Consider the following 19,999-nt stretch of genomic DNA (forward strand, 5'->3'; position numbering starts at 1 on the left):
TTACTTGATCAAGCCAAATCTACTATCGAAAGGATAGAATCTAAAGCTTGCTACCCCCTTTATTCTATCTAAGTTTACAGGTCCAAAAACTCTTGAATCTGTACTCCCATTAGGATTTCTATTATCTCCCATTAAGAAGTATTCATTTTTACCTAATTTCCATTCAAATCCATTTATCGCTTGTGTGTAATCTCCACTAATATATGCCTCTTCGTAAACTTTTCCATTTATATATACTTTACCATCTATTAATTGAATGTATTCGCCCGGCAATCCTACAATACGTTTAATATAGTCGCTGTTGTTATCATATTTCATAACAACAATATCTTTTCTTTTTAATGGTTTAAATTTCATTACTATTTTATTAATTATTACTCTGTCGTCATCATGCAGCGTTTGAATCATAGAATTTCCTTCTATTTTCGTAGGTTCAGCTATAAATGTTTTTATTAGTATAGCTAACACAACAGCAATAAATATTGATTTCACCCATTCAAAGAACACATTATCCTCTTTTGTTTTTTTTACCTTTTTTTCAATTTTTTCGCTCTCTTCACTTAAATTTATTTCATTAAATTCTTCAGACATATTTACCTCTTTCTGTTTGCAGTTTGCAATATTACTATTATAACATTATAAGATATAATCATAAAGAGTAAAATATATAAATCTATATAATTTTTACTTGATTTACAATAAATAGTTTGATATACTTATTGATGTTATTTAGATATTTATTGTACGGGAGGTGAATTTCATGGCAAATATAAAATCAGCAATTAAAAGAATTGATGTTACTAGAAAACAAACATTAAGAAACAAAAGTAAAAAAAGTGAGTTAAAGACACTTACAAAAAAATTCGAATCAGCTATTGAAGATAATAGATTAGACGAAGCAAGTGATTTATTAAAAGTTTTAGACAAAAAATTAAAGAAAGCTGCTTCAAAAAATGTTTTACACAAAAATGCTGCTTCAAGAAGATTAAGCAGATTACAAACTCAATTAAATGAAGCTAACGCTTAATTAGAAAATATACCAAAAAATTCGCATAAAATTTTTGGTTTTTATTTTAAGAAAACTTATATAAAGCGAGAGATGTTTTATTGCATCTCTCGTTTTTTCTTTACATTCTATTAAAATCAATAAAAATCCAGTCCACAATATTTGTTTCACTTAAATCTTTTTCGCAATTCTCGCAACACTTCTGACCAATACTGTTTATCGAAGCAAAACAATTCGGGCATTTTACACCAAATATCTCCGTCTTTTTAGTTTCTCTATCTAATTCACTAAGATCTGTTATATATGCCAATGCCACCTCATAAATATCTAGTTGATAAATTTCTTTTGAGCCATTTACTATTTCATTCCCTTTTCGAATGTAGTGTTTATATTCTAGGTTAATACGAAAAACTATACTTATATATCCTGATTTTCTTTGATAATCAGCAATAACAGTTTCATGGAATTTAATTTCCTTAAAAAATTCATTCAAATTAAGTCTTTCTTGAGCTGATAGTAAATTTTTAATCTTTGTTTCTATCAGACTACTTACACCCTGTAATTTAGAGATATCTTTTTCTTCTATGCTCCTAAAAATATTTTGTAAATTACTTTTTGCAATATTTTTTATTTTCTCAATATTTGTATCCTTAAAATCATCTTTTATCAATTGTCGGTAGTCTTTTTCAATCACACTCACTTTTTCTTCTGATATATTTGACTTATCAACTTGTTCTTCCATCTCATTTGAAATGAAATCTTTATTGACAATTTTATTTATCCTGTAGTAAATAAATGCAATAGATACCCCCACAGCTATCAATACGATAATCAATGAATATATCGCAAAGTTTAATCCCATTATTTCACTCCTTCTAAACAAAACTCTAATATTATTCTTTCTATAATATTATCTATTTTAATCCTTTTAGTTTTCTTCTCTATCTCTTTATCAAAACATATTCTATGAATTTTTAATAAATCTTCCATGCTAAATTTGTCTACAAATTTTACAAGCTTATTATATTCAAAAGATTTTAATTTACAATAAGACTGTCCTGTTTGAAAATTAACCCTTTTTGTAGTAACATCTTTGACACAAATCATATTTCGTATCTGACGAATTATCATATAAAATATCATATCATCATCTTGACTCTGCATGGTTTGATATGCTTCTATTGCTTTTTTAGCATTTTTTTCACTCATAAAATCTAGCATTCCAAATAATTTTTCTTCAAATGTGTCAATTATACTTTCTTCGATTTCTCCAAAACTTGGTTGCTTATTTTTGATATTACTCGCTAATTTCGATAACTCATTTTGTACTTCATATAGTGTTTTGGTCGCATCTCTATCTAGATATCTAAGTCTTTCAGAAATTAGATTTACTGATTTTACATCTAATTTTATCCCATACCCTAAGAAAAATTTAGCAATAAAACTCTTAAATTTTTTTGTGTCCAATCTTGTTAAGTTATAAACATCTCCATTCTTAAAAATAGATTTTAAAAACTTCCCCTTAAAAACATTATTTCCATAGGATATTAAAAAAAGATAGGTGTTATCATTGAAGTCGTCAAAGGATTTTTGCATTTCATTTAATAATTTTTCATTTTTCTTGATAGAATCTCTACTTAAATCACAATCATCAATTATTACGAGTCTCTTTTCAGACATTAAAGGCAGTGTTTCAATAATTTCGTTATATCTTCTTACCTCTATATCTTCAAATGTAAGTTTTTCGTAGTTAAAATCTAAAAATTCTTCACCGATAAAGTCCGTCCTTAATGCGTCTATTGTTAAATCTAATAGATATAATTCTTCTACATTTATTAGGTTTATATTTTTTAATTTGTTATTATCTAAATTATTTATTAAATCTATATAGTCCATAATTACCTCTATATAATTTTATCATATTATTTATGATTTAAATTAAACTATAATAATTTTAAAATCATAACCACCAGCTTAGCTGGTGGTTATGATTACTTAGTACCTCTATCTTATTTTTCTCATTTATGGTAAGATGTTTATAACCCATATTGACCTCCGTGTGTGTTTTTGTAGTTATTAACATTTTACACGAAGTTAGTATGAGGTTTTTATTTTATTCTAGTGTCACATTTAATTTTACAATTCATCACTTAAGATACGTTTAATAAAGATAAAGATTAAAATTTATAATCTTGGGTATATATAATTTCGGAACAAAAGGAGGATATTTTATGATGAAAAAATTAAAATTAGGAACATTATTATTTGGAGCACTTCTATTAGCAGCATGTTCTAATGGACCACAAAATCAAGATAAAACAAAATTAGAGCAAGGTACAAAAACAAAAACAGAAACAAAAATAGAAACAAATGCAAAAACAAATGCAAAAACAAATGCAGAAACAAATGCAGAAACAAATGCAAAAACAAACGCAGAAACAAATGCAAAAACAAATGCAAAAACAAATGCAGAAAAAGAAACTAATGGTAATACTCAAAATCAAGGTAAAACTGCTAATATAAGCATAAATAGAGCGGTTGAAATATTTTATGCCAAATTTGGTAATAAGGAAATAAATATTACAAAAATCGATTTTGATAAAGATAATGGTAAATATACTTATGAAATAGAAGGTTGGAAAGACAATAAAGAATACAAATTAGAAATTGATGCAAAAACAGAACAAATACTTGAACATAAAGTTGAATTTGATGATGACATAGATAAACATGATGTTATTATTGATTTAAATAAGGTTGTAAGTCCTGATAAAGCTATCGAAGAAGCATTAAAACAAGCTAAATCTAATAAAATAGAAGGTTGGGATCTTCATACAGAACATGGAGTTTTAGTATATGAAGTTGATGTAGAATATGGAAGAGGTGTAATTATATCCGCAAATGATGGGTCTTTCATCAAATTTGATTAATAAAACAAATCATAACCACCAGCTTAGCTGGTGGTTATGATTTTTAATCAAGTCTTTCTTTTCTTATATACTCATTTGTATAAAAACCATATAATTGTTGGAAAATAGTAGATATAAATAAGGGAATAGAGAAAGTTAATAGGGATTTTAGTATTGGGCCATTAATTAAGTCTACATCCATATTAAATATATTTTTATTTTAATCTTTTTAATCATAGTTTACCTCGTTTAATTATCAATATATAAATTATATATTAGAAAAAGTCTAATATATAGATAGTTAATTTCAATTATACAGGTATTTAATTAGTCATATATTTATAATATTTAAGTTAAATGATAGAATAGTTTTGTAAATATTTTATCTAAAATATAGATATTATAATCAAAGAAAACAATTGAAAATATACTTTAAAAAATATAAAATTAATAAAATAAATTAAACAGAAAAGAGAAATACCATGAAACACAAAGGCACTAAGACACTAGAAACTAAGAGACTAATTTTAAGAAAATTTACAAAAGATGATATCATACCAAGCTACAAAAACTGGACATCTGATGAAAGAGTATGTAAGTATGTTACTTGGCCAAAGCACGAAAGTGTGGAAGTGACAGAAAAGATTTTATCCGAATGGATAGATGGGTATAAAAATGATAATTTTTACCATTGGACTATTTGCTTAAAAGATAGTGAAGTAATAGGGACTATTTCTGTAGTTGACCTTGATGAAGATAGTGAGTCTGTGGAGATTGGATATGTGATTGGTTATGATTATTGGGGGAATGGCTATGTCCATGAAGCCTTTGAAGAAGTTATAAAGTATTTATTCGATGAAGTTGAGGTAAATAGGATTGAAGCAAGACACGATGTAGAAAATCCAAACTCAGGTAAGGTCATGTTGAAGTCCGGTTTGACTTATGAGGGTTGTCTAAGACAAGCTCTTAAAAATCAAAGTGGATCCTTAGTTGATATAAAAGTGTATAGTATAATACGAGAAGAATATATATCAGATAAATAATTGAGACTATGTAAAATTTTGTGTATAGAAACCTCCTGATTAGGGTAAAGAAAAACTAATTAGGAGGAATTTTTATGCCAAGAAAAAGACCAGAAACAAGACTAAATAAAATAACTAAAATGTTACTAGAAGAATATCAACCAGAAACTGCTCAGGATTTACAAAATGCACTTAAAGACCTTTTAGGTGATGCAATAGAACAAATGCTTAAATCTGAACTTGATGAGCATCTAGACTATGAATATGGACAAGTTCCACTATCACTAAACACTAGAAATGGATCAAGTAAAAAGACTGTTAAATCTTCATATGGAAATATAGATCTTAATATTCCAAGAGATAGAGATGCTTCATTTGAACCACAAGTACTTAAAAAATATGAAAAAGACATATCAAATATAGAGAATCAAATAATATCAATGTATGCAAAAGGTATGACTACTAGAGACATATCAGCTCATATTAAAGAAATTTATGGTTTTGGATTATCAGAAACTATGGTAAGTAAAATAACTAACAAGATACTTCCAACAATAGAAGAGTGGCAAAACAGACCACTAGATAAAGTCTATCCAATGGTGTTTTTAGATGCAATCCACTATCATGTTAGAGAAAATAATATTGTAGTTAAAAAAGCTGTTTACATAGCTTTAGGATACAATTTAGAAGGCTTTAAGGAAATACTTGGTATGTGGATAGGAGAAAATGAATCAAGTAAATATTGGCTTTTAGTGTTAAATCAATTAAAAGAACGTGGACTAGAAGATGCATTAATCTTCTCAACAGACAATCTACCAGGATTTACTCAAGCAATAGAAGCAGTCTATCCAAAAGCAGAAATACAAAAATGTATAATACATCAAATAAGAAACTCTACTAAATATGTATCATACAAAGATATTAGAGAGTTGATGAAGGACTTAAAGTCAATATACAAAGCACCTACAGAAGATTTAGCACTAACCAATTTAGATGTATTTGAAGATAAGTGGGGTAAGAAATATCCTACATGTGTATCTTCATGGAGAAATAATCGGGCTGAATTATCAACATATTTTAAGTATCCTGAAGGTATTAGAAAGATGATATACACAACAAATGCTATGGAAAACTTTAATAGACAGTTAAGAAAAGTAACTAAAAATAAAGCAATATTTCCAAATGATTATGCATTACAAAAAAGTCTTTATCTAGCTATGGCAGATGCTTCAGCTAAGTGGACTAGTAGAATAAGAGGTTGGGATAAGGTGTTATCACAATTATCAATATATTTTGAAGGGAGGATATAATAAAAAAAATAGAAAGCAATAGTAAAAAATATCTGCAAATTTTTAACAAAATTTGACAGTGTATTAATAATGTGTAAAATTAAGTTAAGCTTCATTTCTTAAGAAATGAATATCTATTGATACAAAAAATGTATCAACCCATACCCTTTAATATCAGGAAATAGGTTGATACACAAAATTATTTACAGACCCAGGCAAATAAACTTTACCTCAATCATATTACATATTTTCTTTTACGCCTAATCTATTTATAGCTTTTTTCAATGCTAATTCAGCTCTACGATGACTAATACCTTCTTCTTTATCTTTTAATCTCTTCTGTGCCCTTTCCATAGCAGCAGTAGCTCTACCTTTGTCAATTTCTTCACGCCATTCACACGCATCCGACATAATAGTAATTTGATTATCCTTAAATGTTAAATATCCACCTGCAATTGCAGCGTACTTAAATTCTCCATTTATTTTTATTTTTAGATATCTGATTGCTAGTACCGCCATAATAGGCAAATGATTTTTCAGTATTGCAAAATCTCCCTCCAGACCTCTAGCTATTAACATATCTATTTCGCCATCATAAAATATTCTGCTTGGAGTTACTATTTTTAATTTTAATTGTGACATAGCTTTCTCCTATTCCATAGATTTAGCTTTTTCCACCGCTTCGTCAATTGTTCCTACAAATAAAAATGCTGATTCTGGTAAATCATCGTGTTTACCTTCTAAAATTTCTTCAAATCCTCTTATAGTTTCTTCAATTGGTACATACTTACCTTCCAAACCAGTAAATTGTTCTGCAACGAAGAATGGTTGTGACAAGAATCTTTGTACTCTTCTCGCTCTTGCAACTGTAACTTTATCATCTTCAGATAATTCATCCATACCTAAGATAGAAATGATATCTTGTAAATCTTTATATCTTTGTAGCGTTTCTTGTACTTTTCTAGCTGTTTCATAATGTTTCTTACCTACAATATCTTCTGATAGGATTCTTGATGTTGAATCTAAAGGATCAACAGCAGGATAAATACCTAATTCTGATATAGATCTTGATAAAACTGTTGTTGCATCGAGATGAGTAAATGTAGTTGCAGGGGCAGGATCTGTCAAATCGTCTGCTGGAACGTATACTGCTTGTACAGATGTTATAGATCCATTATTTGTTGAAGTTATTCTTTCTTGTAAAGCACCCATTTCTTGAGCTAATGTAGGTTGGTAACCTACAGCTGAAGGCATACGACCTAAAAGTGCAGATACTTCTGACCCCGCCTGTGTAAATCTAAATATATTATCAATAAATAATAATACATCTTGTTTTTGTTGATCTCTAAAGTATTCCGCCATTGTTAAACCGGTAAGTGCAACTCTCATACGAGCTCCTGGTGGCTCATTCATTTGACCAAATACTAAAGCTGTTTTATCTATAACTCCTGAATCTTTCATTTCGTAGTAAAAATCGTTACCCTCTCTTGTTCTTTCACCTACTCCAGCAAAAACAGAAAGTCCACCGTGTTCTTTAGCTATATTATTAATTAATTCTTGAATTAAAACCGTTTTACCTACTCCGGCACCACCAAATAATCCAACTTTACCACCTTTTGAATATGGTGCCATAAGGTCGATAACCTTTATACCTGTTTCAAATATTTCTGTTGATGGTGTTAAATCTTCAAACACAGGTGCTTTTCTGTGGATTGGAGAATGTGGTATATCTGATTTTAGTTCATCTGATTTGTCTATAGTTTCACCTAACACATTGAAAAGTCTACCCAAAGTAGCATTACCAACTGGTACAGATATTGGAGCACCTAAATCTTTCGCTTTATCTCCTCTCACTAGTCCGTCAGTTGAAGTCATAGATATACATCTTACAGTGTCATCACCAATATGTTGTGAAACTTCTGCAATTACCTTTCTATCTTTTGACTCAATTTCAATGGCATTCAGTAAATTAGGCAAATTCCCTAATGAAAATTTAATATCTAGTACTGGTCCTATTACTTGGACAACTTTACCAATATTTTCATTTGCCATGCTTATTCCTTTCTTTAATTTAGAGCTTCTGCACCACCAACAATCTCAGAAATTTCCTGAGTAATCGATGCCTGTCTTGCTCTATTGTATTCTAATTGTAAATCTTCAAGTAATTCCTCACCATTAGAAGTTGCATTTTCCATTGCAGTTCTTCTTGAAGCTTGCTCTGCAGCTGAAGACTCTAGTAAACATCCAAAAACTGTAACATTTACATATTGTTTTATCATCTGTGATAAAACGACTGATGGTGATGGTTCAAATTCAAAATCTAATTTTCTTGTACTTTCAGAGTCTGAAAATCCTGAAACTGGAAGGAGTTTAATCATTTCGGGTTCTAATGAAACAACTGAATTAAACTTAGTGTAAAACATTACTATCTCATCATATTTTTTATTTTTAAAACTATTTATGAGGTATTGTCCTAAGTCTATAGCATCCACAATTTCCGGATCATTATTTAAGTGTGTGAAATCCGTATTTATCTTATAACCTTTTCTTTTTATCAATTCAATTGATCTTATGCCTGTTGTATAGATTTGATTATTCGCATCATTATTTTTTTCAATAAATTTTAAAGCTTTTTTCACAACATTTATATTATATCCACCGGCAAGTCCCTTATCACTTGCAATGATTATAACTGCTCTATTCTTCACTTCTCTAACTTGCATTAATGGAGATTTTATATTACTTGAACCCAATATATCATTAATGTTTCTATACACTGTTTGAAAATATGGCTTCGTAACATCTAATCTCTCTCTAGCTTTTCTTAACTTAGCAGATGATACTAATTCCATAGCGTTAGTAATTTGCATAATACTTGAGATACCTTGAATTCTTCTCTTAATATCTTTTGTGTTTTGTGCCATAATTACCTCTCTCTAAGCATAAGTTTTCTTAAATTCTAAAATTACACTCTTTATTTCATCTTTTAATTCATCTGAAAAATCTTCTGTTAAAATTCTATCTCTTAATTCTGAGTAATTGTTTTTGAAATATTCTATTAAATTAAATTCAAAATCTTTTACATTTTCTAACTTTATATCACTTAACAGTTTATTTGTTAACACAAAAAGAATGATTACTTGATCTTTTACATCCACAGGTGAATTTTGCGGTTGTTTCATTATCTCCATGATTCTTTGACCATGATCTAGTTTATTCTTTGTAGATTTATCTAACTCAGAACCAAATTGTGAAAATGATTCTAATTCCCTAAATTGTGCTAATTCAAGTTTAATACCACCCGAAACTTTTTTCATTGGTTTTAATTGTGCAGAACCACCAACCCTAGACACTGAAAGTCCTGAATTTACGGCCACTTTGTCCTGAGAAAAATAATTCTGATTCCAAGAAAATTTGTCCATCTGTAATAGAAATTACATTTGTTGGGATATATGCTGAAATATCCCCCGCTTGTGTTTCAATTATTGGAAGTGCAGTAATTGATCCTCCACCTAATTCATCACTTAATTTAGCCGCTCTTTCTAGTAGTCTTGAATGTAAGTAGAAAACATCTCCCGGGTACGCTTCACGTCCTGGCGGTCTTCTTAATAGCAACGACATCGCTCTATAAGCAACAGCGTGTTTACTCAAGTCATCATACACGATTAAAACATCTTTTCCTTCATGCATAAATTCTTCTGCCATTGCAACACCTGAATATGGTGCTAGATATTGTAATGGAGCAAGTCTACTTGCTGATTCTGAAACTACGATTGTGTAATCCATAGCACCTTTTTTCTCAAAAAGGTTTACAATACTTGCAACCGTTGATTCTTTTTGACCAACTGCAACATAAATACAAATAACATCTTTACCTTTTTGATTTAAAATAGTATCTGTGGCAATAGTAGTTTTACCAGTTTGTCTATCACCGATAATCAACTCTCTCTGTCCCTTTCCAATTGGAATTAAAGCGTCAACAGCCTTAATTCCTGTTTGAAGTGGTTCATCAACTGATTTTCTGTCTATAACTTGTGGAGCAGGAGATTCGACAGGTCTAAATTTGTCCGTTTTAATTGCACCTTTTCCATCAATTGGTTGACCAAGAGCATTAACTACCCTACCGATTAACTCTTTACCAACTGGAACTTCTACAATCTTTCCCGTTCTCTTTACTTTACTACCCTCTTTTAAGTTTGAATCCTCCCCTAAAAGTACGGCACCAATATTATTTTCTTCAAGGTTAAGAGCCATACCATATACTCCACCCTCAAATTCTAATAGCTCACCAGCCATAGCATCTTCAAGTCCATGAACACGTGAAATACCATCACCAACTTCAATAATTGTACCTTCGTCAACCACATCAGTTTTTTGATCATATTTATCAATCATCGATTTGATAATTGAACTAATCTCTTCTGGTTTTAGTTTCATCTATTCACCTTCTTTCATTAAGTGAGCTTTTAGACTTTCAAGTCTGAATTTAACACTATTGTCAATTCTCTTGCCATCTAATAATATAGATACTCCTCCAATAAGGTTTTTATCTATTTCGTTTTCTAGCTCAACTTTTTTATTAAACTTTTTACTTAGGACTTTTTCTAAGTCCCTAATCTCTGTTTCATCGAGTTTATTTGCAGAGTAAATCTTCCCCTGTGAAATATTTAACTCTTTATTATATTTTTTATTAAAATCCCTTGTCAACTCTTCAAAAACTGTAAATCTTGACTTATCAATTAGAACATTAATTAAATTACGTGAGTCATTATCTAAATCTGAAAATATTTTATTAATCAGGGCTTTTTTATCACTTTTTTCAATTGTAGGACTTAAAATTATTTCTTTTAATTCCTTATGATTAGTAATTATATCCTTGATAGTTTGTAAATCTTTTTTGTGAGTTTTCAACTTATCTTTTTCCTTAGATAGTTCAAAAAAAGCGTCTGAATAAACATTTACAACACGATTATTCATTTGACTCCTCCAAATCCTTAATCAACGATTTTACCATTTGCTTGTCAGATTTTGAGTCCACCTTTTCTCTCAATACTTTTTCAGCGGCATTAATAGCCATTGCTGCGATTTCATCATTCATAGATTTCAACGCTTTAGCTCTTTCATTAGCAAAATCTTTTCTTCCTTTTTCAAGTTCTAATTGTGCTAAACTCTTTGATTCTTCTACAGCTTTAGATTTAATATCCTCACCATATGCTCTAGCTTGAGAAACAATTTCTGATGATTCTTTTTTAGCATCTAAAATTTTTTGATTATATTCATCTTTTAGTTTTAATGCTTCTTCTTTCGCTTCTTCACTTTCACGAATACTTGACTCAACAAATTCTTGTCTATCTCTTAGTAATTTTTGAACAGGTTCAAAAAGAAAATGTCTCATTACTAAAAATAAAATTCCTGATGCTATTAATTGAAGTACAAATTCGTACCACTTAGGGACTACTTTTATATCAAACATGCTATCCCCTTTCTATTTATTAATTTTTTATTATCCACCAAATGGTTTAACAAATAGTAAGATTATTGCAATAATTAATGCGTAGATACCTGTTGATTCAGCAACAGCAGCACCTGTTAAAAGAACTTGAATAATGTCCCCTTTAGCTTCTGGTTGTCTACCTACAGCTTCTACAGCTTTACCAGCAGCATATCCTTGCCCGATACCAGGTCCCAATCCTGCAATCATAGCGATTCCTGCACCTAGTGCTGACATTCCTAATACAAAAAATTGATTAAACTCTCCCATTTTTTCCTCCTAAAATTATAATTCTCTTTCTCCTATTCCTAACGCAACATTAACCATAGTTAGCATAATAAATACAAATGTTTGTATTAAACCTGCGAATATATCAAAGTATGCGTGAAATACAGGTGTTACGAACGGTGTTATGTACACGAATAGTGAACTCAATGCTGAGTACAATAATGTGGTAACAATTACACCACTTAAGATATTTCCGAATAAACGAAATGAAAGTGATATAGGATTTGCTATTTCACCTAAAATGTTTATAGGAAACAATACTGGTACAGGCTCAAAAAAACCTTTTAAGTAATTTCCAACTCCATTAAATCTTATATTATTAATATGTATCATAAATGTTGTTATAATAGCTAATGTAAATGGAATTACATAATTTGATGTTGGTGGCTTAAAGCCTATTAGCCCCATTAAATTAGAGAATGCTAAAAAGCAAGCTAAGCTACCAATATATGGTGTAAATCCTACGTTGGCCTTACCCATAGTATTTTTAACAAAATCTTCTATTCCTTTGACAAATATTTCTGCAAATAGCAAAATGCCTTTAGGTTTTTTCTTAAAATCTGCTCTTTTAGCTTTCATTCCTATTACAATTGAGATAATAGATAATACAATTACCACAATGTAGGCGTTGACTAATTCTGGGGAGATAGTATAGTGTTGACCATTAAGATTTAGATCTATACTAATATCCATTCTACCTTCCTTTCTAGAAAGATTTTTTTTCTTCCTTTCTTGAAACTAGCGAAATCACATTGTTTATATAAAAAGTGAGTTTTATAGTTAAAAGTCCTAGAAAACATGTGAATATGTTAAAATTGCTTGATTTCGCACAAACAAAGAGTACTAGACCACTAATAAAATACCTTACTGTATAATTAATAATCATGATTCTTTTCGCCTGTCTTTCTGTTTTATTAATTATATATTGGATGTTTACATATGTTATCCTAAAAAATAATATACTAATAATTCCACCAAATAGTAAACCTAATATTAAAGTGATCCTATTATCTAAAAATATTAATAGTATTGCTTCAATTAATATCAAAAGTCCAGCTTTTTTTATTATTGAATTTACAAATTTATCATTTTCCGTCAATTTCTTCACCTTTCTCCGGCTTATTTAATGACATTATTAGCTTGTAGGTATTGTAAAATCCTGATACTATACCTAAAAACAAAAAGATTATCGAAAAAATCCATCCAGTTTTTAACCACTTATCGATGAATCCTCCAAGTAAAACGCCAACTATTATTGGAATTGCAAGACTTAAACCGACTTGTGTAATTAAAACTAAATTTTTCATTTTTCACCTCTGCTCTTAAACTATTTTATCTAAAAATATTATATTTTTCAATGATAGATTATATAAATGTTTGTTCGTTATAATTTTCTCTAACATATCCCCTTTAATATTTATCATTAAAAGAACCTTTATTTGTAATAATTGGTCGATATCTTAAAGACGATATTTCTTACTTTAGATAATTTATAATTTCATTTGTATGTCCAGTTGGTGAAGCTATATTTGTTAATTTTGTAATATATTTTAATGTTTGATTCATCATTCCACCTTCTTTCTTTTTTTATTGATATATTAATTATAGCAATTAATGTAGTTAGTAACAATAAGCATATTACAAGAATCATCGTTTGTATTCTAGGATTATCAAACTTATGTGACAAGAAAGTAATCTAATATATCGTTAAATCATATTTAGGCTGTTTTAAATAACAAAAAGAAAAAAGTTGCTCAGAATAGATTTACTCTACTCTCAAGCAACTTCTTTATCTTAAACTATTTTCTTTTTCTAAGTCCTAGGTATGCTGCAGCTGATGCTACCATAACTAGTACTGCTCCTGCAATTCCTGCATCTCCAGTACCTGGATTTTCTGGTTTTGAAGGTTTTAATTCTTTTGATGTTTCTTTTTGTGTATTACCTTCTGTTTCTTTTGATGTTTCACCTTCTGTTTCTTTAGGTGTTTCCTGAGTTTCTGGTTGTCCCTTACTTGATTCAAATGTTCCAACTGCAACTACTTCATCTTGTGCTTGTTCTAACACTTCTCTCTCAAGAACTTCTCTTCCAGTAAATTTCCCTGTACTTGGATCTACCACATATTTATATGTGTATTTTACAAGTCCATTTTTACCAGTTTGGATTACTTTTCTTTCTCCCTTAGTTAATAGGTTATCGGTAGTTTCTTGATGTCCATGATTTAGTGTGACTTCTTCTACCTTTTTAGTACCTACACCAATTACTTTATCTCTAGCTTTTTCTGTTTCACGTGATTGTTCTCTCTTATTGCTTAGTGAACCATCTTGTGGGTTTACATCATATTGGTATTTAATTGTTTCAGTACCTGTTTGTCCTTCTACTAATACCTTCTTTTCACCAAATGCTAAATCTTCTTTTGGTTGATAAGTTGTATTAAAGTCGATTGGGGTTTTTGTGGTTTCAATGTTACCTACACCAACTACTTTTTGTTCTAAAGCTTGATTTTCAATTGTAATCTTCTTAACTTCAGATAGTCCGTCTATATCTTTTTTATTTGGTGATTCTTCAGGCTTAAATACACTACCTTTATCATCCATTAGATATATTTCATAGTATTTGTTAATACGGTTTTTACCTTCAGTCTTTGTTTTTTCTTGTTTGAAGTCTAGTGTATCATCTGCTTCATAGCGTGTTGTAAAGTTGTCAGTTTCTGTTATCATTTGACGATTATTTACATACTCTATTCTATGATTTGTAGTTTCACTTACTACTTCTTCTCTAGGATTTGTAGTTTCACCAGTTTTTGGATCTACGTCATAAGTTACTTTAAGTTTCTTTGTTCCTTCACTTCCTTCATTTTTCACATAGCTTTGTCCAAATGCTAAGTTTTCTGGAAGTTCGTCTTTAGTAATACCATCTGCTAGTGTACCGTCTTGTTTGTATAGCTTTTTATAGATAGTTTGCATTGGTATTGCTTCAGTTTTATTTTCTACATTACCTACACCAACTACTTTTTGTTCTAAAGTTTGATTTTCAATTGTAATCTTCTTAACTTCAGATAGTCCGTCTATATCTTTTTTATTTGGTGATTCTTCAGGTTTAAATACACTACCTTTATCATCCATTAGATATATTTCATAGTATTTGTTAATACGATTTTTACCTTCAGTCTTTGTTTTTTCTTGTTTGAAGTCTAGTGTATCATCTGCTTCATAGCGTGTTGTAAAGTTCTCAGTTTCATTAATCATTTGACGATTATTTACATACTCTATTCTATGATTTGTTGTTTCACTTATTACTTCTTCTCTAGGATTTGTAGTTTCACCAGTTTTTGGATTTACTTCATAAGTTACTTTAAGTTTCTTTGTTCCTTCACTTCCTTCATTTTTCACATAGCTTTGTCCAAATGCTAAGTCTTCTGGGAGTTCGTCTTTAGTAATACCATCTGCTAGTGTACCATCTTGTTTGTATAGCTTTTTGTAGATAGTTTGCATTGGTATTGCTTCAGTTTTATTTTCTACATTACCTACACCAAATACTTTATCTCTAGCTTTTTCTTCTGTTTCACGTGATTGTTCTCTCTTATTGCTTAGTGAACCATCTTGTGGGTTTACATCATATTGGTATTTAATTGTTTCAGTACCTGTTTTCCCTTCTACTAATACCTTCTTTTCACCAAATGCTAAATCTTCTTTTGGTTGATAAGTTGTATTAAAGTCGATTGGGGTTTTTGTGGTTTCAATATTACCTACACCAACTACTTTTTCTTCTAAAGTTTGATTTTCAATTGTAATCTTCTTAACTTCAGATAGTCCGTCTATATCTTTTTTATTTGGTGATTCTTCAGGCTTAAATACACTACCTTTATCATCCATTAGATATATTTCATAGTATTTGTTAATACGGTTTTTACCTTCAGTCTTTGTTTTTTCTTGTTTGAAGTCTAGTGTATCATCTGCTTCATAGCGTGTTGAGAAATCATCAGTTTCAGTAATCATTTGACGATTATTTACATACTCTATTCTATGATTTGTAGTTTCACTTATTACTTCTTCTCTAGGATTTGTAGTTTCACCAGTTTTTGGATTTACTTCATAAGTTACTTTAATTTTCTTTGTTCCTTCACTTCCTTCATTTTTCACATAGCTTTGTCCAAATGCTAAGTCTTCTGGAAGTTCGTCTTTAGTAATACCATCTGCTAGTGTACCATCTTGTTTGTATAGCTTTTTGTAGATAGTTTGCATTGGTATTGCTTCAGTTTTATTTTCTACGTTACCTACATAAGTTATTAAATTACCATCTTGATTTCTTTCAGTGGTTTCATTTTTTTGATTAAATGCTATATCTTCTTTTGGTAAGAATACTCTATCTGCTTCTAGTACTTCAAATGGTACGGTTAGTTCTGTAAATTTATCAGTCATATGCTCATCAACAAGCTTAAATGTCACGCTATATCCACTTCCAACTTTTGTTGCTTTATTGTCAGTAAATGGATTGTTGTCGTCCTTAAATGTATGTGTCACACGTGATAAATCGATATCTCCAGTATTTTTATCATTTGCATAAAGCATTTGTTTTAATTCATCAAGAGTTGTCCCATATTTTAATTGTAGGGCGTTTATTTCTTTATCAACTACTTGACCAGCCTCGTTATAGAATTTAACGCTTGTTTTTTGAGTATTTGCATCATCAACTTTTACACTTACTTTGTTTGTAGCATCATTTACATAGTCTTCTTTTACGGCAAGTGTTGGTAATACCCCTGTACCTTTTACTATTTCTTTAGCAACTGGATCTTTTCTTACTGGTTCATCTACTCTCACTGGATTATCTTCATCAACTATTACACCATTTCTTTGTTTGTAGTGTTTTGTTGTTGCAATATTACCATCACGACCTTCAGTTACTCTTTGTTTACCTTCTGGTACTGCTGGATCTTCAGTTACATTTTCTCCCTGAGGTATCGAAACATTAGTTGTAACTGCTTTTAATGGTGCAATCTTAAATGTAGATACATTTGGAGCTGATACCACTTTTGTTTTTGTATCATACAAGCTTACATATGACTTAAAGTCTACATCATATCCAATGTCTTCATTAGGTGTTAATACTTTAAGTTTAATATCATCAACTGTATATGCTGGAAGTGGACTTTTACGCTCTAGTTTAACTGCTGTAATATCTTGTAAATTAAGGGCATCGTTTTGCTTGGTAACTTGTATCCATGTAGTGCTATCATGCGTACTACTTTCACCTAATGTATCTGTTGTATAGTAGACATTGTAGTTATCGTTTTGTGGCAATTCTTTCAAATACACATCATGCTCATTTGTCTGAGAGCCAGTGAATGTATATCCATTTTTTCTTGGTAGGAAGAATATAAATCCTTTATTTTCTTGTACTGTACCATCTAGGTTAATAAATGATGCTTTTAGATAGACATCTTCATTGTGAAGTACCGAACCTACAGTATCAGTCTTTTTGTAGTTGGCTTCATCTAAGTTTGAGAATGAATGCTCTACACTTAGTCCTTGTGGTAAAACAAGTTGACCAGTAAATGTTTTAGATAATTCGCTACCTTTTTTTAGTGTATCAGGCACTTCAAGTTTATCAGGTGTATCTTCTACAAATACGCTATATTTGGCTTCAAGATTTACTGATGAATATTGTTTCCCTTTAAATATACCTTCTGTAGCAGTGATAGGTGCTCTTAAAATCTTACCTACTAAATTACCATCAACATCATCATCAGAAAACGCTTTATATGCATCTACATTAGTTAATGTAGCGGTGTATACAGTTTTATCGCCTACAGTTTCTTTTGTATATGAAAATCCTTCGATATTCTTAAATTCAGAATAGTCAATTTCAAGACCTGGTGTTACTTCTGCTTTCATGGTTACTTTACCAATATTATATTCATCTTTATAATGTTCTTTATCTTTATCATGAAATCTAAATGAATCAGTATAGCTTCTTGATTTATCTTGAACTCTAAAACCAACGTCTAAAGCATCGTTACTAACTTGTATAGTTTGATTCAACTCATTAAATGATAATTTATTATGTGTATCGTAATCTTTCGTTCCACTTCTTAAATCTTGTAATTTCCCTGTTCTTATTAGTAAAGATAATATATTTGTAGAATCGTCATCCTCTTTTTTGTCGTTATTATATACAGATGATTTATCGACAATTATCTTTTGAAAAGTCTCTTTTTTTGTAGGATTATCAAAGAATTGTTCCGCTTTATCTATGTCGACTACATCATAATCTACTCTAATATAACCAAAATAATCATTATCTTTAGATTTAGGTAAATTTATAGGTTCTGCAAATTTTATATCAATAGTATACTTCGATGCAGCGTCACTCAATGTATTTTCATAAAAAGCTTCTTTTTCAGTAGATTTATTTAATACTGTATCATTTATTTTTACAATAATATCTTTATCTTTAATTAGTTCTTTAAACTTGTCAACAAAAGATATACTTTTTACCTTGAATAGTGGTTTATTTTCACTATCTGTAGGCATGGTAATTTCTTTTTTAATATTAGTAAGTGTAAGTTCATTATTTCTACCTTTTTTAACAAATATTAGACTATAGAATCTATCTGATAGTATCTCTGGATTTTTTTTATATTCTTTTTTTAGTCTTTCTATAGATGGAAATACTATATCATCATCAAAATTTGAGTTTTCAATTTTATTGGGTTCTTTTAGACCTGTATTTCTGAATAGCCAATGAAATTTATCTTCATAATTTATAGTTTGTCCAAAAATTGATGCTGACACGCTAAGTGTTTTATATTTGTTTCTTGGAGGCGATGAATATGAATGCAGTCTATCCCTATTAACATATTGCTCTGGATTTTCAACTAATGGATCCGTTCCCGAATGTTTAATATCTTTGATAGTTAAATCTAACTCATATTCTGAAGAATCGTTTTTATGCACTATTTTACTAAATTCTACATTGTATGTTGTTGCATTTATTTTTTTTGTATTATATTCCGATTTTAAATCTTCTATTGTAACTTCCTTAAATTCAGAAGGAAATCTTATTTCAGATTCAATATTAGATACATATGCTGGTCCTTTATGTGCATCATTACCTCTAAATTTTGAATTAAATTCTAAACGTAAATCTACACGTTTTATAGTAGGGTCATCTGGATTTAAATCTTGATATCCAAGATGGTCTAGTTTTAAATCCTGAAAGGCAGCATAACCATAAAATTTTAAGGTAGTGTTAATTAAATCTGCTTCTGTTAATTTAAGCAGTCCTTTTTGTTCCACTTGCATTTTAGTGTCTATAAGTTTATCATCTACTTTGCTTAGTGTTACTCTTAGGTTCTCAACTAGTTTGGCATATGAATCTGTGCTAAACTCAAGAGGAATTGAACGGCTATAACCTGAAGTTATATTTTTTTCATTTATTTCAATATACTGATTATTCTCTTTAGTATAAGATTTAGTATCTTCAACATTATTCAATCTAAATTGAATCGCATTTGAGTGACTTTCATTTTCTTTTTTATTAGATACTTCTCTAGGAAGTGATAATTTTAATGTAGCGTCTTCAATATTTTCATTACCTGTATAACTTATATTCAATCTTTTATGACGCCATTCACTAACATATTCCCCGTTATATTTTTCTTGTTTATTTGCTTCAACATCATCTATTAATTCAAATCTAAATCCGTCTTTTTCAAAAACTACTTTTCCATCTCCATCAGGTTTTTGTACTGCTACGTCAGTATCAGCTTGATTGGTGTTTTCTACACCTTGGGTAGCTTGTCTATCTACCCCCCCCCCTTGATTCTTGGGCATTTACCGTGAATGCACTTGAATTAATTAACATTGCACCAACTAAGGCACTAATTGTAAATTTCTTGATGGTATTTAAAATAAATTTTTTATTTATTTTTTTCTTATCATCCATTTTCCCTCCTATTTAAATAAGTTACTAATTTTTTGTCAAAATTAATA

Annotated in this window: 20 protein-coding genes; 4 read left to right on the forward strand and 16 right to left on the reverse strand. The window is 29.7% G+C overall.

The genetic code is table 11. The annotated features are described in order from the left end of the window. On the reverse strand, positions 1-591 hold the full coding sequence (lepB, locus tag AC4KN9_RS06300; RefSeq protein WP_491017738.1) for a signal peptidase I: 591 nt from the start codon (positions 589-591) through the stop codon (positions 1-3). Between the two features lie 169 nt (positions 592-760). Here lepB and rpsT point away from each other — a divergent pair, with 169 nt between their 5' ends. Further along, the gene (gene rpsT / locus AC4KN9_RS06305) at positions 761-1,027 is read left to right on the forward strand and encodes a 30S ribosomal protein S20 (RefSeq protein WP_491017739.1); all 267 of its coding nucleotides are present in this window, start codon (positions 761-763) and stop codon (positions 1,025-1,027) included. A gap of 100 nt (positions 1,028-1,127) precedes the next feature. On the opposite strand, the gene AC4KN9_RS06310 is transcribed toward rpsT, so the two are convergent. Together AC4KN9_RS06310 and holA are read right to left on the reverse strand one after the other, a co-directional pair. Further along, complete coding sequence (locus AC4KN9_RS06310; protein ID WP_491017740.1) at positions 1,128-1,868, reverse strand: hypothetical protein; 741 nt, start codon at positions 1,866-1,868, stop codon at positions 1,128-1,130. Then, positions 1,868-2,902 (reverse strand): DNA polymerase III subunit delta, encoded by a 1,035-nt coding sequence (holA, locus tag AC4KN9_RS06315; RefSeq protein WP_491017741.1) that lies wholly within the window; start codon positions 2,900-2,902, stop codon positions 1,868-1,870. Before holA ends, AC4KN9_RS06310 begins: the two co-directional genes overlap by 1 nt. 335 nt (positions 2,903-3,237) lie before the next feature. On the opposite strand from holA, the gene AC4KN9_RS06320 reads away from it, so the two are divergent. From AC4KN9_RS06320 to AC4KN9_RS06330, 3 genes are all read left to right on the forward strand, one after another. Next, on the forward strand, positions 3,238-3,936 hold the full coding sequence (locus AC4KN9_RS06320) for a PepSY domain-containing protein (RefSeq protein WP_491017742.1): 699 nt from the start codon (positions 3,238-3,240) through the stop codon (positions 3,934-3,936). A gap of 461 nt (positions 3,937-4,397) precedes the next feature. After that, the gene (locus AC4KN9_RS06325; RefSeq protein WP_491017743.1) at positions 4,398-4,958 is read left to right on the forward strand and encodes a GNAT family N-acetyltransferase; all 561 of its coding nucleotides are present in this window, start codon (positions 4,398-4,400) and stop codon (positions 4,956-4,958) included. Positions 4,959-5,077: 119 nt separating this feature from the next. Then, entirely contained in the window at positions 5,078-6,247 is a 1,170-nt protein-coding gene (locus AC4KN9_RS06330; protein WP_491017959.1) for an IS256 family transposase, read from the forward strand. A 219-nt stretch (positions 6,248-6,466) separates the two neighbouring features. On the opposite strand, the gene atpC is transcribed toward AC4KN9_RS06330, so the two are convergent. From atpC to AC4KN9_RS06395, 13 genes are all read right to left on the reverse strand, one after another. Continuing rightward, positions 6,467-6,868: an ATP synthase F1 subunit epsilon gene (atpC, locus tag AC4KN9_RS06335; RefSeq protein WP_491017744.1), complete on the reverse strand. Its 402-nt coding sequence runs from the start codon at positions 6,866-6,868 to the stop codon at positions 6,467-6,469. A 9-nt stretch (positions 6,869-6,877) separates the two neighbouring features. Next, entirely contained in the window at positions 6,878-8,278 is a 1,401-nt protein-coding gene (atpD, locus tag AC4KN9_RS06340; protein WP_491017745.1) for a F0F1 ATP synthase subunit beta, read from the reverse strand. A 14-nt stretch (positions 8,279-8,292) separates the two neighbouring features. After that, on the reverse strand, positions 8,293-9,150 hold the full coding sequence (gene atpG / locus AC4KN9_RS06345) for an ATP synthase F1 subunit gamma (protein ID WP_491017746.1): 858 nt from the start codon (positions 9,148-9,150) through the stop codon (positions 8,293-8,295). A gap of 12 nt (positions 9,151-9,162) precedes the next feature. Then, positions 9,163-9,603, reverse strand: a complete 441-nt coding sequence (locus tag AC4KN9_RS06350; protein ID WP_491017747.1) for a hypothetical protein — start codon at positions 9,601-9,603, stop codon at positions 9,163-9,165. Next, the gene (gene atpA, locus AC4KN9_RS06355) at positions 9,572-10,663 is read right to left on the reverse strand and encodes a F0F1 ATP synthase subunit alpha (RefSeq protein ID WP_491017748.1); all 1,092 of its coding nucleotides are present in this window, start codon (positions 10,661-10,663) and stop codon (positions 9,572-9,574) included. The genes AC4KN9_RS06350 and atpA overlap by 32 nt, the downstream gene beginning before the upstream one ends. Next, on the reverse strand, positions 10,664-11,203 hold the full coding sequence (gene atpH, locus AC4KN9_RS06360; protein WP_491017749.1) for an ATP synthase F1 subunit delta: 540 nt from the start codon (positions 11,201-11,203) through the stop codon (positions 10,664-10,666). Then, the gene (atpF, locus tag AC4KN9_RS06365) at positions 11,196-11,699 is read right to left on the reverse strand and encodes a F0F1 ATP synthase subunit B (RefSeq protein WP_491017750.1); all 504 of its coding nucleotides are present in this window, start codon (positions 11,697-11,699) and stop codon (positions 11,196-11,198) included. Before atpF ends, atpH begins: the two co-directional genes overlap by 8 nt. A gap of 30 nt (positions 11,700-11,729) precedes the next feature. Continuing rightward, positions 11,730-11,987, reverse strand: a complete 258-nt coding sequence (gene atpE / locus AC4KN9_RS06370) for an ATP synthase F0 subunit C (protein WP_491017751.1) — start codon at positions 11,985-11,987, stop codon at positions 11,730-11,732. Between the two features lie 15 nt (positions 11,988-12,002). After that, a complete protein-coding gene (atpB, locus tag AC4KN9_RS06375; protein WP_491017752.1) occupies positions 12,003-12,698 on the reverse strand; it encodes a F0F1 ATP synthase subunit A in 696 nt (231 codons plus the stop codon). A 13-nt stretch (positions 12,699-12,711) separates the two neighbouring features. Continuing rightward, positions 12,712-13,104: an ATP synthase subunit I gene (locus tag AC4KN9_RS06380; protein ID WP_491017753.1), complete on the reverse strand. Its 393-nt coding sequence runs from the start codon at positions 13,102-13,104 to the stop codon at positions 12,712-12,714. After that, a complete protein-coding gene (locus AC4KN9_RS06385) occupies positions 13,091-13,312 on the reverse strand; it encodes an AtpZ/AtpI family protein (RefSeq protein WP_491017754.1) in 222 nt (73 codons plus the stop codon). The genes AC4KN9_RS06380 and AC4KN9_RS06385 overlap by 14 nt, the downstream gene beginning before the upstream one ends. Before the next feature lie 492 nt (positions 13,313-13,804). Beyond that, complete coding sequence (locus AC4KN9_RS06390; RefSeq protein WP_491017755.1) at positions 13,805-19,840, reverse strand: G5 domain-containing protein; 6,036 nt, start codon at positions 19,838-19,840, stop codon at positions 13,805-13,807. Continuing rightward, on the reverse strand, positions 19,809-19,952 hold the full coding sequence (locus AC4KN9_RS06395) for a hypothetical protein (protein ID WP_491017756.1): 144 nt from the start codon (positions 19,950-19,952) through the stop codon (positions 19,809-19,811). The genes AC4KN9_RS06390 and AC4KN9_RS06395 overlap by 32 nt, the downstream gene beginning before the upstream one ends. Between the last annotated feature and the right edge of the window lie 47 nt (positions 19,953-19,999).

This window comes from Helcococcus sp. SA-HE-C1 (assembly GCF_985670335.1).